A 14541-nucleotide genomic window follows, 5' to 3' on the forward strand; every position below is an offset into this window, starting at 1 on the left:
GGCGGAGCAGGTCAGACCGGTGACCAGACCCCCAGCTCGTTGCCGCTCGGGTCGGCGAAGTGGAACCGCCGGCCACCCGGGAAGCCGTAGGGCCCCCGGACGACGCGACCGCCGGCGGCCTGCACCGCCGCGAGCGTGCCGTCGAGGTCGGCCGACCACAGCAGCACCAGCGGGCCGCCCGGGCGCACCTCGGTGCCGAGGGCCAGGCCGCCCACCTCGCCGTCGCCGGACCGGCTGCGGATGCCGGCGTAGGCGTCGCCGTACGCGGTGAACTCCCAGCCGAAGGCGTCGGCGTAGAAGCGCTGGGCGTCGGCGAGGTCGAGCACGGTCAGCTCGACGTAGTCGAGGGCGTGGTGCCGCTGCGCGGCGAGGTCGGTCATGCCGGGCAGGGTGCCCGACGGGTACGTCAGAACCGGGCGGGCTCGGTGTAGGTGCCCCACTCGACGCGCAGCGCGTCGCAGATCTCGCCCAGCGTGGCCTCGGCCCGGGCGGCGTCCAGCATCGCCGGCACCATGTTCTCCCCGGCGCGGGCCACCTCGACCATCCGGGCGACGGCGGCCCGGGCGGCCGCGTCGTCCCGGCTGGTGCGCCGGGCGGCGAGCTCGGCCCGCTGGTCGGCCTCCACCTGGTGGCCCACCCGCAGGATCTCCAGCTTCCCGTCGACCGAGCCGGTGAGCGTGTTGACCCCGACCACCTTCTTCTCGCCCTTCTCCACGGCCCGCTGGTAGGTGAACGCGGCCTCGGCGATCTCGCCGGTGAACCAACCGTCCTCGATGCCGCGCAGGATGCCGCTGGTCATCGTGCCGTCGCCGCCCATCTCCCGGATCCGGGTGAAGGTCGCCTCCGCCTCGGCCTCCAGGGCGTCGGTGAGCGCCTCGACGTACCAGGAGCCGCCGAGCGGGTCGGCGACGTTGGCCACCCCGGTCTCCTCGGCGATCACCTGCTGGGTGCGCAGCGCGATCTGCGCGGCCTTGGCGCTGGGCAGCGCGAGCACCTCGTCCAGGGCGTTGGTGTGCAGCGAGTTGGTGCCGCCGAGCACCGCGGCCAGCGCCTCGACCGCCGTCCGGACGATGTTGTTGTCCGGCTGCTGGGCGGTCAGCGAGACCCCCGCGGTCTGGGTGTGGAAGCGCAGCTGCTGGGCCTTGGCGGTGCGGGCGCCGTAGACGTCGCGCAGCCAGCGGGCCCAGATCCGGCGGGCGGCGCGGAACTTGGCGATCTCCTCGAAGAAGTCGATGTGCGCGTCGAAGAAGAACGACAGCCCGGGGGCGAAGACGTCGACGTCCAGGCCGCGGGAGAGGCCGAGCTCCACGTAGGCGAAGCCGTCGGCCAGGGTGTACGCCAGCTCCTGCGCGGCGGTCGAGCCGGCCTCCCGGATGTGGTAGCCGGACACCGAGATCGGCTTGTAGGCCGGGACCTCGGCCGCGCACCACTCCATCAGGTCGCCGATCAGCCGCAGGTGCGGCTCCGGGGCGAACAGCCACTCCTTCTGCGCGATGTACTCCTTGAAGATGTCGGTCTGCAGCGTGCCGTCGAGCCGCGCGAGGTCCGCCCCCTGCCGCTCGGCGGCGACCAGGTACATGCAGAACACCGGGACGGCGGGGCCGCTGATCGTCATCGACGTCGTGGTGTCCTGCAGCGGGATGCCGTCGAAGAGCACGTCCATGTCGGCGGCGGAGTCGACCGCCACCCCGCAGTGCCCGACCTCGCCGAGCGCCCGCGGGTCGTCGGAGTCCCGGCCCATCAGCGTGGGCATGTCGAAGGCCACCGACAGCCCGCCGCCGCCCTCGGCCAGCAGCGAGCGGAAGCGTTCGTTGGTCTGCCGGGCGTTGCCGAAGCCGGCGAACTGCCGGATGGTCCACAGCCGGCCTCGGTAGCCGGTGGCGTGCAGCCCGCGGGTGTAGGGGAACTCCCCCGGCCAGCCGATCCGCTCGAACCCCGGCACCGAGGCCTCGTCGGCCGGCCCGTAGGCGGGGTCGACGTCCAGCCCGGACAGCGTGGTGAAGTCCGCGTCGCGCACCCGCCCAGCGGCCAGCGCGGCGTCGTAGCGCTGCTGCCACCGGCTGCGGGCGTCGCTGCCCGGGGAGTCCGTCATGGCCAGATGGTAGGACGTCCAACTAGTTCGCGGCCACGGTCAGTCGGCAGCGACGTCCCCGGCGCCGAGGCGGACCTTCCGGAGGATCGTGAACAGCATGTCCAGCTCGTCCTCGGGCAGGTCGGCCAGCCCGAAGTCCTGGCCGGTCAGCGCCTCGGTGGCCAGCGGGACGACGTCCCGGCCGGCGTCGGTGATCGCCGCGAGCACCCCCCGGCCGTCGGCGGGGTTCGGCCGGCGCTCCACGTACCCGGCGCCGACCAGCCGCTCGATCGCGTTGGTGACGCTGGTCGGGTGCACCATCAGCCGGCTGCCGATCACCTTCAGCGGCAGGTGCCCGGTGCGGGAGAAGGTGAGCAGCACCAGCACCTCGTAGCGGGCGAAGGTGAGCCGGTGCGGCCGGAGCGCCTCGTCGAAGCGGGCCAGCAGGATCTGCTGCACCCGGAACACGCTGGTCGCCGCTCGCATCGAGGCGGCCGGTCCGAACCGCTGCTCCCAGGTCTGGGCGGCGCGCTCGATCGGGTCGAAGGGCAAGCCCAGCGGTCGCACCATGGCTGCAGAGGCTAGTGCCGGGCCGGGACACCCCCTCCGGACGCCGGCCCGGGGCGTCAGCGCGGGGCGGGGCGCAGCCGCGGGGCCTTGCGGATGCCGAAGACCTCCTTCAGCGCGACCCGGGCGGCGTTGTCGCCGCAGTGGCCGTGCACGGCCGGCCCGGGCGGGGTGGCCGCCGAGGCGAGGTAGGTGCCCGTGATCGGCGTCGAGTAGGTGTTCCAGCGGGGCACGGGCCGGGCGAGCATCTGCCGCAGCGACGCCTCGCCGTTGGAGATGTCCCCGCCCACGTCGTTGGGGTTCCAGTGCTCCATCTCTGCGGCGTGCATGGTGTGCCGGCCGACGATGGTGTCCCGGAAGCCGGGGGCGAACCGCTCGACCTGTGCCTCGATCGCCTCGGTCATGTCCACCGTCGAGCCGTGCGGCACGTGCACGTAGGCCCAGAAGACGTGGCTCCCGGCCGGCGCACGGCTCGGGTCGACGACGGTCGGCTGGACGGCGAGGACGTAGGGCTTGTCGGCCAGCCGCCCGTGCGCCGGCGCCGACTCCCCCGCGATCGTCTCCTCGATGGTGCCGGCGACGTGGATGGTGCCGGCCCGGCGGACGTCGGGGTTGGCCCAGGGCACCGGCTCGGACAGCACCCAGTCGATCTTGAAGACACCGGGGCCGTGCTTGTACCGCCGCACCCAGCGCCGGTAGCCCTCGGGGAGCCGGTTGCCGGCCATGGCCACGAACGCGCCGGGCGAGGTGTCCAGCAGCACGGCGGGCACCCCGGCGAACTCGCGCAGGTCGGTGACCTCGTGTCCGGTGACCACCTCGCCGCCCTGCTGCTCCAGGGCGGTGACCATCGCGTCGGCCAGCTTCTGCGACCCGCCCTCGATCAGCGGCCAGCCCTGGTGGTGGCTCATCATCCCGAGGAACATGCCGAGCGCCGCGGTCAGCGGCCGGGTGAGGTCGAGCATCCCGTGCGCGGCGGCGCCGGCCAGCAGCGCCTTGCCGGCGTCGGTGTCGAAGTAGCGGTCGGCCAGCCAGGTGACGTTCGGCAGCCCCTGCAGGCCGAAGCTGGCGATCGCCGGGGCGCCGCGGACCGGCAGTCGGCGGAACGCCGAGGTGAGGAAGAAGTCGGTGATCTCGTCGGCGTGCCGCAGCAGCGGGCCGAACAGCCGCCGGTACCCGGCGGCGTCGGCGCCCAGCCGGTCGGCGGTCTGCTCCATCGACGGGAACGACAGCGCGGCCCGGCCGCCGTCCAGCGGGTGGGCGAAGCTGATCTCCGGGTGCAGCAGCCGGACCCCGCGGGAGGCCAGGTCGAACTCGCGGAAGAACGGCGCGGCCGCGGCCATCGGGTGCACCGTCGAGCAGATGTCGTGCCAGTGGCCGGGCCGGATGTGCTCCTCGGTGCGCAGCCCGCCCCCGGGTCGGTCACCGCGTTCCACCACCCGCACCGACAGACCGGCGGCGGCCAGCCGCAGCGCGGCCGCCAGCCCGTTCGGCCCAGCTCCGACGACGACGGCGTCCGGGGTCCCGTTCACCCGGCCATCCTCCCCGCCAGGGGTCAGAGCTGCGCGACGAGCTGGTCGGCGGCCCGGTAGGGGTCGGTCTCCCCCGCCACCACCTGCCCGGCGAGCGCACCCAGCGCCGCCGAGCCGTGCACGTCGCCCATCCGCTCGCGCAGCCCCGCCACGGCGATGGCCTCGATCTCGCCGGCCGCGCGCGCCACCCGGCGCCGGTGACCCGCGCCGGAGGAGGCGAGCCAGTCGGCGTGCTCGGCGATCCGCGCCACGACGTCGGCGATGCCGTTGTCGGCGTCCCGCGAGGCGACCGTCTTGACGATCGGCGGCCGCCAGGCGCCGGCCTCGGTGTGCCGGCCGCCGAGGGACTGCATCGCCCGCAGGTCGCGCACGGTCTGGTCGGCGCCGTCCCGGTCTGCCTTGTTGACCACGAAGACGTCGGCGACCTCGAGGATGCCGGCCTTCGCCGCCTGGATGCCGTCGCCCATGCCGGGGGCGAGCAGCACCAGCGTGGTGTCGGCGAGCGAGGCGACCTCCAGCTCCGACTGCCCGACGCCGACGGTCTCGACCACCACGACGTCGCAGCCGGCGGCGTCGAGCACCCGCAGCGCCTGCGGGGTGGCCCAGGCCAGGCCGCCGAGGTGGCCGCGCGAGGCCATCGAGCGGATGTAGACGCCGGGGTCGCCGGCGTGGTCCTGCATCCGCACCCGGTCACCGAGCAGCGCGCCCCCGGAGAACGGCGACGACGGGTCGACGGCGAGCACCCCGACCCGCTGCCCGGCCGCCCGGAAGGCGCGCACCAGCGCGGTCGTGGTGGTCGACTTGCCGACACCGGGCGGCCCGGTCAGGCCCAGCACCCGGGCCCGACCGGTGTGCGGGGCCAGCGCCGCGGCGACCTCGCGCAGCAGCGGGCTGGCGTCCTCGACCAGCGAGATCAGCCGGGCCACCGAGCGCGCGTCGCCCTCGCGGGCCCGCTCGACCAGCGTGCCGACGTCGGCCGTCCGCCGCCCCCGCCGTCCGGCCGGGACGGCGGGGGCGGGGGTCTGGACGGCGAGGCCGTCCCCGGTCACGCGCCGACGGGCTGGTCCGCGAGCGCCCGGCCGGGCACGTGCAGGATCAGGGCGTCGCCCTGGCCGCCGCCGCCGCACAGCGCGGCCGCGCCGACCCCGCCGCCCCGGCGGCCGAGCTCGAGCGCCAGGTCCAGCACGATCCGGGCCCCGCTCATCCCGACCGGGTGGCCCAGGGCGATGGCACCGCCGTTGGGGTTCACCTTCGCCGGGTCGATGCCCAGCTCGCGGGTGGACACGATGGCGACGGCGGCGAAGGCCTCGTTGAACTCGACCAGGTCGAGGTCCTTCGGGTCGATGCCCTCCCGCTCGCACGCCTTCTGGACGGCGCGCGAGGGCTGGGTCTGCAGGGTGGCGTCGGGGCCGGCCACGACGCCGTGCGCGCCGATCTCGGCCAGCACCGTCAGGCCCAGCTCCTCGGCCTTGGCCGCCGACATGACCACGACCGCGCACGCGCCGTCGGAGATCTGGGACGCCGAGGCCGCGGTGATCGTGCCGTCCTCCGCGAACGCCGGCTTGAGCTTGGCCAGGCTCTCCGCGGTGGTGTCCGGGCGGATGCCCTCGTCCTCGCGGAACTCGATCGGGTCGCCCTTGCGCTGCGGGATGAGCACCGGGGTGATCTCGGCGTCGAAGATGCCGTCCTTGGCGGCGCGGGCGGCCTTCTGGTGGCTCTCCGCGGCGTACGCGTCCTGCTCCTCGCGGGTCAGGCCGTACCGGCTGTTGGAGTCCTCGGTCAGCTTGCCCATCGCGACCTGGTCGAAGGTGTCGGTGAGCCCGTCGTGGGCCATCGAGTCGACCAGCGTGGCGTCGCCGAACTTGGTGCCGGTGCGCGATCCCTGCAGCAGGTGCGGCGCCCGGGTCATCGACTCCATGCCGCCGGCGACGACGACCTCGAACTCGCCGGCCCGGATGAGCTGGTCGGCCAGCGCGATCGCGTCCAGCCCGGACAGGCACACCTTGTTCAGCGTGAACGAGGGCACCGACATCGGGATGCCGCCGGCCACCGCGGCCGGGCGGGCCGGGTTCTGCCCGGCGCCGGCCTGGATGACGTGGCCCATGATCACGTAGTCGACCTGGTCGCCGGTGATCCCCGACCGCTCGAGCGCGGCCTTGATCGCCACGCCGCCGAGGTCGGCCGCGGAGAAGTCCTTGAGCGAGCCGAGCAGGCGGCCCATCGGGGTGCGGGCACCGCCGACGATGACGGAACGGGCGGGGGCGGGCTGGCTCATCGGGGCTCCAGTGGCTCCGGTCGCCGGCGTTGGCGACCGCGTTCGACAGGACACCGCGCAGGCCGGGGGGCGCCACGGGCTGCCGCCAGGATAGGGCGACCGGCGGACGACGACCCCGGTCGGTGACCCGGGTCACCGCGCGGCCGACTCCCGCCGTCCACCCCGGACGACGGCGCCCCGGCGCGTGAGCCCGACCACACCCGGTGCCGCGCCCCGGCCGCCGGCGGCAGGATGCCCCGCATGACCCACACCGTGCCCGACGACGCGCACCCCGGCCTGCCCCCCGGCCTGCTGACCACGATCGACCACGTCGGCATCGCCGTGCCCGACCTGGCTGAGGCGATCGCGTTCTACGAGCGGACCTTCGGCGTCACGTCCGTGCACGACGAGGTGAACGAGGAGCAGGGCGTCCACGAGGCGATGCTGGCCGTCGGCGACGGCGAGACCCGGGTCCAGCTGCTGGCGCCGCTCACCCCGGAGTCCACGATCGCGAAGTTCATCGGCCGGTCCGGCCCCGGCCTGCAGCAGCTCGCCTTCCGGGTGACCGACGTCGAGGCGGTCAGCGCGACGCTGCGCGAGCGCGGGCTGCGACTGCTCTACGACGAGCCGCGCCGCGGCACCGCCGGCAGCCGGGTCAACTTCGTGCACCCCAAGGACGCCGGCGGGGTCCTCGTGGAGCTGGTCGAGCCCGCGCCGCACTGATCCGCGGACCGCCGCACCGGCCTCGCCAGCGGCCCGGCGACGACCCCGGCGTGGCCCCTTGGAACGGTGCCGCTGCGGTGCGTCACCGGTCGTCTGGGAGTTCGCTGGGAGACGCCCACCACGCTGACCCCGGCCCCCGGTTTCTGCGAGGATGACGGGCATGACCGACCCCCGCGACGACGTGCTCGCCTTCCGCGACGGCGGCCCGACCTTCGACGTGGTGCGCAAGGGCTACGACCGGGACCAGGTGGCCGAGACCCTCGCCGGGCTGGACGCCGACATGCGGGTGGCGCTGGCCGACCGGGACGCCGCCGTCTCGCGGTCCGCCGACCTCGCCCGCCAGCTGCAGGCCCTGCACGGCGAGGTCGAGGCGCTCCGCCGGCGCGCGGCGAGCGCGAGCGCGCCCACGTTCGAGAACATGGGCGAGCGCATCTCCAACATGCTGCAGCTGGCCGAGGACGAGGCCGCCGAGATCCGCCGCTCCGCGCAGGAGCAGGCCGGTGCCCTGCAGGCGCAGGTCGCCGCCGAGGCCGAGGCCATCCGGGAGCGCATCGCCGGCGAGGAGCGGGCCCTGGGCGAGCGCTCGGCCGCCAGCCAGGCCGAGGCCGAGCGGCTGGTCCTGGAGGCGCGCCAGCACGCCGAGCAGATCATGGGCGTCGCCCAGGCCCGCGCCGACGACCTGGTCACCAAGGCGCAGGAGCGGGCCACCCGGCTCGACGCCGACTCGCAGGCCCGCCGCACCAAGGTGGAGCAGGACTTCGAGATCGCCCAGCGGGCCCGCCGCACCGAGGCGGCCCGGCTGGAGGAGGAGCGCGAGCGGGCCTCGCACGCCGCCGCGCAGCAGCGGGTGGCGGCAGCCGACGAGCAGGCGCAGCGCACGGTGGCCGAGGCGGAGGCCGCCGCGGCTGCGATCCGCGCCGTCCGGGACGACCTGACCCGCCGGCTCACCGACGTCCGGACGCTGCTCGGCCAGCTGCCGGACCTCTCCGACCGCCAGCCGCAGCGGGACGGCGCCCCCCGCCAGCAGCAGCCGGCCGGGCAGCAGGCGGAGCAGGGCGGGCAGCAGGCGGAGCGGTCCGAGGCGCAGCCGGACGGCCCGCGCACCGAGCCGGCGCTGGTCGCCCCGGCACAGCAGGGCCAGCCGATGCAGCAGGCCCAGCCCGTCCAGCAGGCCCAGCCGGTCCAGCAGGCGCAGCCGGTGCGGGCGTCGGAGCAGCGCGCGGCGACCACCGGTGCCACCGCGGCGTCGGCCCCGCAGCGGGCCGCCCAGACGCAGGAGGTCCGGCTGCCCGCGGGGGCTCCGCAGACCGGTGAGCAGGGCGTCGCCCAGTCGCAGCGTCCCGCGGCGACCCCGACCCCGGCGCACCCCACCCAGACGGCGGCCACCCAGCAGACGCCGGTGCAGCAGGCGGGCGCCGGGCCGCAGGCCCAGCGCCCGCAGCCCGGCCAGCGGCAGACGCCGCCGGTCCCGGCCCGCCCGACCCGCGGGCAGGGCCCGGTCACCCCGCCGGTCTCCGCCGGACAGGGCGGCCCGGCCGTCCCCGGACGGGGCTGACCGACCCGCCCCACCGAGCGCTGCACCGACCCACTCCGATCGACGGCCCCCGGCTCGTGCCGGGGGCCGTCGGCGTGTCCGGGTGTCCGGTGGCCGCTGACCGGCGGCCGTGCCATGGTCGGCGGGAGGCCGTCCCCGCCGCCCCGCCTGCGACCAGCTCCCGGGTGCCCACCGAGCGCCGGGAGGAACCGCACCGGTGTCCGACCCGACCGCCCGGGCGCCCGGGGCCCGGCCACGCCCGGCCCCGCACGGCACCGACGGCGGGTCCGTGGCCGGCCGGGGGCGGGACGCCGGCCGGCACCGGGCGTCGGGTGGGCCGCTCGCCGGCCGGCTCCGGGCCGGGCTGCTCTGGCCGCTGGCCGCGCTCGGGGTCGTCGCCCTGGTCGCCGTCCGCACGCTGCGCGGCGCCCGGCTGCCCGGCGACGGCGAGCTCGGCGCCGCGGCCGCCGCCCTGCTGCGCGGGGAGAGCGCGCCGGCGCCGGTCTCCCCCGAGGGTCTGGGGGCGGCGCACACGGCGGTGTACGCGACCGTCACCCGGGCGTTCCAGCGGCACGGGACGCTGGCCGGCGCCGAGCGGGAGCTGCTGACGGTCCTGCTGCTGCTCGGCGCCGTCCTGCTCTGGCGCACCGCACGCCGCCTGGACGTCCCGGACGCCGGGTGCGCCGTGGCCGTCCTGCTCCTCGGCGGGGCCGGGTTGCTGGTGCCGCTGCACGCCGCCGCCACCCCGGCGGCGTTCGCCGTCTGCTGGCTGCTGCTGGCCGGCTGGCTGGCCACCTGGGTGCTGGCCGGCGGGCGCCCGCCACCGGTGGTGGCAGTGCTCGCGGTCGCCGCCGCCGTGCTGGCGGTGCTGCTCGCGCCCGACGTGCTGCTCCTGCTGGCGGCCGCCGCGGTCGCCGCGGTGGCGCTGCGGCCCGGCCCGGCAGCCCGCCGGGCGTCCGTGGTGGCGGCCGGGGTCCTGCTGCTCGCCGGCACCCGGCTGCTGGTCCAGCGCTGGGACCCGCAGCCCGACGACCCCGCCCGCTGGGGCGGCGGCGCCACGGACCTGCTCGTGCTGACCACCGCCCTGCTGGCGGCCGCCGCCGTGGCGGCGTGGCGGCTCCCCCGGTACCGCGCCCCGGCCGCCGCGCTGGCGGTGACGACGCTGCTGGCGGTGGCCCCGCCGTCGGGGCGGCTGCCGGCCCTGCTGCTCTGCCTCCCGCTGGGCGCCCTGCTGGTCGGTGCGCTGGTCGGTGCGCTGGTGCCCGCGCCGGCCGGCCGGACCGCGGCGGTGGGCCGACGGCCACGGGCCCTGGTCGCGGCCGGGGTCACCGCCGCCCTGCTGCTCACCGGCCTCGGTGCGGCGACCGCCGCCGGTCCGGACGACGGCGGCGACGTCTCCGCCGACATCGTCGCGCTGGCCGGCTGGGCGCGGGAGCAGCTGCCCGGCACCGGCGCCCTCCTCGCGTCCCCGGTGCTCACCGCAGAGCTGGTGCACGCCGGGGCCGACCCCGCCCGGCTGCGGACCGCCGCCACCGGTCCGCCGTCCCCGGTGCTGCAGGTGACCGACGGGCCCCCGCCGGACGGCGCCGCGGTGGTCGCGCGGTTCGGCGCGCTCACCGTGGTCGACCCGAGCCCGGTGCAGCCGACGGCCGAGCAGGAGGCCGCGCGCCGGGAGCTGGCCGGCGCGCTGCAGGCCGCCCCCACCATCGACCTGCCGGCCGCCGACGCCGACGTGCTGGCGGCCGGACGGGTCGACCCGCGGCTGCTGGTGCTCCTCGCCGGGGTCACCGCACGGATGGGCGCCGGGCTGCGCGGCCTGCCCGCGGTCGCCGGGGAGCCGGCCGGGGCGCTGGTGCGGCAGGCCGTCGTCACGCCCGCCGGCCGCGCCGCGGACGCTGCCGGGGACGCCGCCGCGACCGAGGAGCTGCGCAGCTTCCTCACCGCCCAGCAGGGGCCCTACCGGCCCGACCGGGTCACCGAGGTCGAGGGCGGGCTGCTGGTCGGCTACGACCTCGTCCCGGACCCGGACGAGCTCGTCGGGTTGCCCGGGGGAAGATGACAGCGCAGGGTGCAGGAACCGCGACCGTGGGTACGCCCGGCCCGGCGCCCGACCCCACGCCCGACCCCATCTGGAGGCCCCCGATGTCCCGGTCGACCCGAGGGCTCCTGCTCTCCCTGCTCGTGGCGGGGCTGTGCGCGCTCGGGATGCCGGCCGCCGGCGCGGCGCCGGACCCGGCGAGCGGCACCGGGCTGCTGCGGATGATGCACCTCTCCCCGGACACGCCCTCGGTGGACGCCTACATCGACTCGGTGTCCGACCCCGGCTCGGGCGTGGTCCTGCCGGCGGTCAGCTACGGCGACGTCTCGCCGTACCAGACGGTGCCGGCCGGCACGTACACCGTCAGCGCCCGCGCCGCGGGCGCCGACCCGGCCAGCCCGCCGGTGCTGGCCACCACCGTGAGCGTCACCGCCGGGACCGCCACCACCATCGCCGGGGTGGGCTCCTTCGCCCAGCTCAGCTTCGCGGTGCTCCCCGACGACCTCACGCTGCCGCCCGCGGGCCAGGCGCGCGCCCGGGTGGTCAACGCGGCGGCGACCGCGTCGCCGCTGGACCTCGCGCTGGGCGGGGGCACGGCGCTGGCGAGCGGGCTGGCGTTCGGCGCGGGCACCGGTTACGTCGACGTCCCGGGCGGGGCGGGCACGCTGACGCTGACCCCCGGGACCGCGAGCCCGGCGGAACTGCCGGTGGAGCTGGCGGCCGGTTCGGTCTACACGGTGCTGGTGCTGGACCTGGACGGCGGCGGGCTGACCGTGACCACGGCGCTGGACGCCGCCAGCCCGGGCGTGGTGCCGGTGGGCGGCGTCGAGGCCGGCGCCGGTGGGGCGAGCGCGGGCACCGGCTCCCCCGTCGGCCCGTTCGCGCTGGCCGTCCTCGCCCTCGCCGCCCTGCTGCTGACCGTCCGCGCCCGGCTGCCCCGGACGAGGCGCCCGGCGCGGCACGCAGCCCGCTGAGCCGGTCCCTGCCGGGGCGGCACCACCGCCCGCGCCGCCGGCTGCTCACCGTCCTGCGGTGGGTCCTGGCTGCGGTCGTCGTGACGGCCGGGGCGGTGGCGCTGCTCTCCCCCGCGGCGCCGGCCGCCGGCCCGGCCCGGGAGCCCGTCGAGGGCCCACCGGCCCCGGTGGTCGCCGGCCCGGCACCGGTGGGGTCCGGCGTGGCCGTCCCGGCGCGGGTGGCCATCCCGGCCATCGACGTCGACACCCCGCTCGCCGAGATCGGGGTCGACGGTGCCGGCGCCCTCGTCCCGCCCGCCGACCCCGACGTCGCGGGCTGGTTCGCCGCCGGACCGGCGCCCGGGGAGACCGGGCCGGCGGTGCTGGCCGGGCACGTCGACGACCGCACCGGTCCGGCGGTGTTCTTCCGGCTCGAGGAGCTGGCCCCCGGCGACCAGGTGGTGGTGACCGGCACCGACGGGCGGCCGGTGCCGTTCACGGTCACCCGGGTCGCCAGCTGGCCCAAGGACGGCTTCGCGACCGCGGAGGTCTACGGCCCGACCACCGGCGCGGAGCTGCGCCTGATCACCTGCGGCGGCACCTTCGACCGCTCCCGCCGCAGCTACACCGACAACGTCGTCGTCTTCGCCGTGGTGACCTGATGGAACGGCCACCCTCCAGGGCCCCGACGCGAGCGTGCGAGCGTTGGGGGGAAGGGTGGTCCTTCTGCTAGCGCCGGCGGTCGCGGGCCCGCCAGCAGGCGGTGTGCCAGTGCCGGCGCCAGTCCGCGGCGGACTCGGTGTCCCAGGGGTCCAGGTCGGAGTCCCGGGCGTAGGCGGGCCAGGTGACCACGTGCGGGGTGCCGGGGCGGATCTCCTGGTCGCAGCCCGGGCAGCGGTAGACCTTGTCGGCGCCCGACCCGGTGAGCGCGCGCACCGCCCAGTCGCCGTCGGTCGCCTCCTCCACCGGGGTGGCCGGAGGGCGCCGCGCGGGGGTGCCACCGGCCGGCCCGGTCCTGCCGCGGCGGTTGCCGCCTCGCCGGGGCACCGGTTACCGGTTCGGGTGGTCGCGGAACCCGCGACCGGCCTTGCGGCCGAGGTGGCCGGCGGTGACCAGGTGCTCGAGCAGCGGCGCCGGGGCGAGCCCGGGCTCGCCGGACTCGGCGTACAGCTCCCGCTGGACCGCCAGGGCGACGTCCAGGCCGACGGCGTCCAGCTGCTGGAACGGCCCCGTCGGGTAACCGCAGCCCAGCGTCATCGCGGCGTCGATGTCGTCGGCGGTGGCGTAGCGCGCCTCGAGCATCCGCACCGCGTCGTTGAGGTAGGGGAACAGCAGCGCGTCGACGATGAGCCCGGCCCGGTCGGGGCAGGAGACGGCGTGCATGCCGAGCTGCGCGCAGACCGCGTGCGCGGTGGCGGCGACGTCCGGTGCGGTGGCGATCGTGGAGACCACCTCGACCAGCGCCATGGCCGGTGCCGCGTCGGGGAAGTGCAGGCCGACGACGTCGCCGGGGCGCCCGCTGGCCGTCGCGCAGCCGATCACCGGCCCGCCGGACGTCGTGGCCAGCACCGCACCCGGCTTCGCGATCCCGCCGAGCGCGGCGAACAGGGCCTGCGTGCCGTCCCGGTCGTCGGCCACCGCCTCGACCACCAGGTCGGCGTCGGCCAGGTCGTCCAGCCGGGCCGAGCCGGTGACCCGGGCGAGGGCGGCGTCCCGCTCGGCCTGCCCGATCCGCCCGCGGACCACCTGCTCGTCCAGGCTCGTGGTGAGCGCCTGCTGCACCCCCTCGACCGCGTCGACGGTGCGGGCGACGGAGGTGACGTCGTAGCCGGCCCGGGCGGCAGCCTCGACGATGCCGGTCGCCGTCGTCCCGGAGCCCACGACGCCCACGCTGCACACCGGCCGGGCACCCTCCCCGGCGCCGGTGGCCGGCGGGGTCTGCGCGTCCGGCACGATCTCGGCCGAGCCCCGGCCGGCGTAGCTGTAGAAGCCGCGGCCGGTCTTCCGGCCGAGCAGCCCGGCGGTCGTCATCTGCTTGATCACCGGGCTGGGGGCGTGCAGCCGGTTGCGCGACTGCTGGTACATCGTCACGAGGACCTCGTGGGCGGTGTCGATGCCGATCAGGTCCAGCAGCGCCAGCGGGCCCATCGGCAGGCCGCAGCCCAGCCGCATCGCCGCGTCGATGTCCTCCCGGCTGGCGTAGCGGTCCTCGTACATCGAGACGGCGTGGTTGAGGTAGCCGAAGAGCAGCGCGTTGGCGACGAACCCGGCCTTGTCGCCGATGGTGACGCCGACCTTCCCCAGCCGGCGCGCCAGCGCCTCGACGTCGTCCACCACGGACTGCTCGGTGACCACCGTGCGGACCACCTCGACCAGCTTCATCACCGGGGCGGGGTTGAAGAAGTGCATCCCGACGACCTTGCCGGGCCGGCCGGTGGTCACCGACAGCTCGGTCACCGAGAGGCTGGAGGTGTTGGTGGCCAGGATGGTGTCCGGCGGGCAGATCCGGTCCAGCTCGGCGAGCACCCGGGCCTTGAGCTCCATCCGCTCCGGGATCGCCTCGACCACGAGCTCGGCGTCGGCCAGGTCGGCCATGGCGGTGGTGAACCGGATCCGGGACAGGATCTCGTCGCGGCCGGCGGCGTCCAGCTTCCCGCGGGCGACCGCCTTGCCGGTGGACTGCTCGGCGTGCGCGCGGCCGCGCCGGACGGCGTCGTCGGTGACGTCGACGGCGGTCACCGAGAGCCCGGCCCGGGCCAGCACCTCGGCGATCCCGGCGCCCATGGTGCCGAGCCCGACGACGCCCACCTCGGTCAGTTCTCTGGCCACGCCCGCAGTCTCCCATCCGCCAGGTCTGCCGGCGTCCGACGGT

At 76.8% G+C, this 14541-nt stretch carries 13 protein-coding genes; 5 read left to right on the plus strand and 8 right to left on the minus strand.

Annotated elements, in window-relative coordinates:
* Positions 1-11: 11 nt before the first annotated feature.
* Genes HL054_RS15015 through HL054_RS15040 form a run of 6 tightly spaced genes read right to left on the minus strand, consistent with a single transcriptional unit; the run spans position 12 to position 6442 of the window.
* Positions 12-380: a VOC family protein gene (locus HL054_RS15015; protein WP_369139815.1), complete on the minus strand. Its 369-nt coding sequence runs from the start codon at positions 378-380 to the stop codon at positions 12-14.
* 26 nt (positions 381-406) lie between these two features.
* Positions 407-2092, minus strand: a complete 1686-nt coding sequence (locus HL054_RS15020) for an acyl-CoA mutase large subunit family protein (RefSeq protein WP_369139816.1) — start codon at positions 2090-2092, stop codon at positions 407-409.
* A gap of 39 nt (positions 2093-2131) precedes the next feature.
* On the minus strand, positions 2132-2641 hold the full coding sequence (locus HL054_RS15025; RefSeq protein ID WP_369139817.1) for a MarR family winged helix-turn-helix transcriptional regulator: 510 nt from the start codon (positions 2639-2641) through the stop codon (positions 2132-2134).
* A gap of 56 nt (positions 2642-2697) precedes the next feature.
* Complete coding sequence (locus HL054_RS15030) at positions 2698-4167, minus strand: phytoene desaturase family protein (protein ID WP_369139819.1); 1470 nt, start codon at positions 4165-4167, stop codon at positions 2698-2700.
* A 23-nt stretch (positions 4168-4190) separates the two neighbouring features.
* Positions 4191-5216: a methylmalonyl Co-A mutase-associated GTPase MeaB gene (gene meaB, locus HL054_RS15035; protein WP_369139820.1), complete on the minus strand. Its 1026-nt coding sequence runs from the start codon at positions 5214-5216 to the stop codon at positions 4191-4193.
* On the minus strand, positions 5213-6442 hold the full coding sequence (locus HL054_RS15040) for an acetyl-CoA C-acetyltransferase (protein ID WP_369139821.1): 1230 nt from the start codon (positions 6440-6442) through the stop codon (positions 5213-5215). Before HL054_RS15040 ends, meaB begins: the two co-directional genes overlap by 4 nt.
* 240 nt (positions 6443-6682) lie before the next feature.
* On the opposite strand from HL054_RS15040, the gene mce reads away from it, so the two are divergent.
* The 5 genes from mce to HL054_RS15065 all read left to right on the plus strand — a co-directional run bounded on the left by mce (position 6683) and on the right by HL054_RS15065 (position 12331).
* Positions 6683-7144, plus strand: a complete 462-nt coding sequence (gene mce / locus HL054_RS15045) for a methylmalonyl-CoA epimerase (RefSeq protein ID WP_369139822.1) — start codon at positions 6683-6685, stop codon at positions 7142-7144.
* A 160-nt stretch (positions 7145-7304) separates the two neighbouring features.
* Entirely contained in the window at positions 7305-8699 is a 1395-nt protein-coding gene (locus tag HL054_RS15050; RefSeq protein WP_369139823.1) for a hypothetical protein, read from the plus strand.
* Positions 8700-8895: 196 nt separating this feature from the next.
* Positions 8896-10737, plus strand: coding sequence for a hypothetical protein (locus HL054_RS15055; protein WP_369139824.1), 1842 nt, complete (start codon positions 8896-8898; stop codon positions 10735-10737).
* 83 nt (positions 10738-10820) lie between these two features.
* Positions 10821-11690, plus strand: coding sequence for a DUF4397 domain-containing protein (locus HL054_RS15060; protein ID WP_369139825.1), 870 nt, complete (start codon positions 10821-10823; stop codon positions 11688-11690).
* Between the two features lie 80 nt (positions 11691-11770).
* Entirely contained in the window at positions 11771-12331 is a 561-nt protein-coding gene (locus HL054_RS15065; RefSeq protein WP_369139826.1) for a class F sortase, read from the plus strand.
* 67 nt (positions 12332-12398) lie between these two features.
* Here HL054_RS15065 and HL054_RS15070 read toward each other — a convergent pair whose 3' ends face one another.
* Both HL054_RS15070 and HL054_RS15075 read right to left on the minus strand, forming a co-directional pair.
* Entirely contained in the window at positions 12399-12635 is a 237-nt protein-coding gene (locus HL054_RS15070) for a hypothetical protein (RefSeq protein ID WP_369139827.1), read from the minus strand.
* 84 nt (positions 12636-12719) lie between these two features.
* Positions 12720-14498 (minus strand): 3-hydroxyacyl-CoA dehydrogenase family protein, encoded by a 1779-nt coding sequence (locus HL054_RS15075; RefSeq protein WP_369139828.1) that lies wholly within the window; start codon positions 14496-14498, stop codon positions 12720-12722.
* Positions 14499-14541: the final 43 nt, after the last annotated feature.

Origin of the sequence: Modestobacter versicolor (assembly GCF_041028285.1) — a bacterium.
In the GTDB taxonomy this organism is placed as follows: domain Bacteria; phylum Actinomycetota; class Actinomycetes; order Mycobacteriales; family Geodermatophilaceae; genus Modestobacter; species Modestobacter versicolor_A.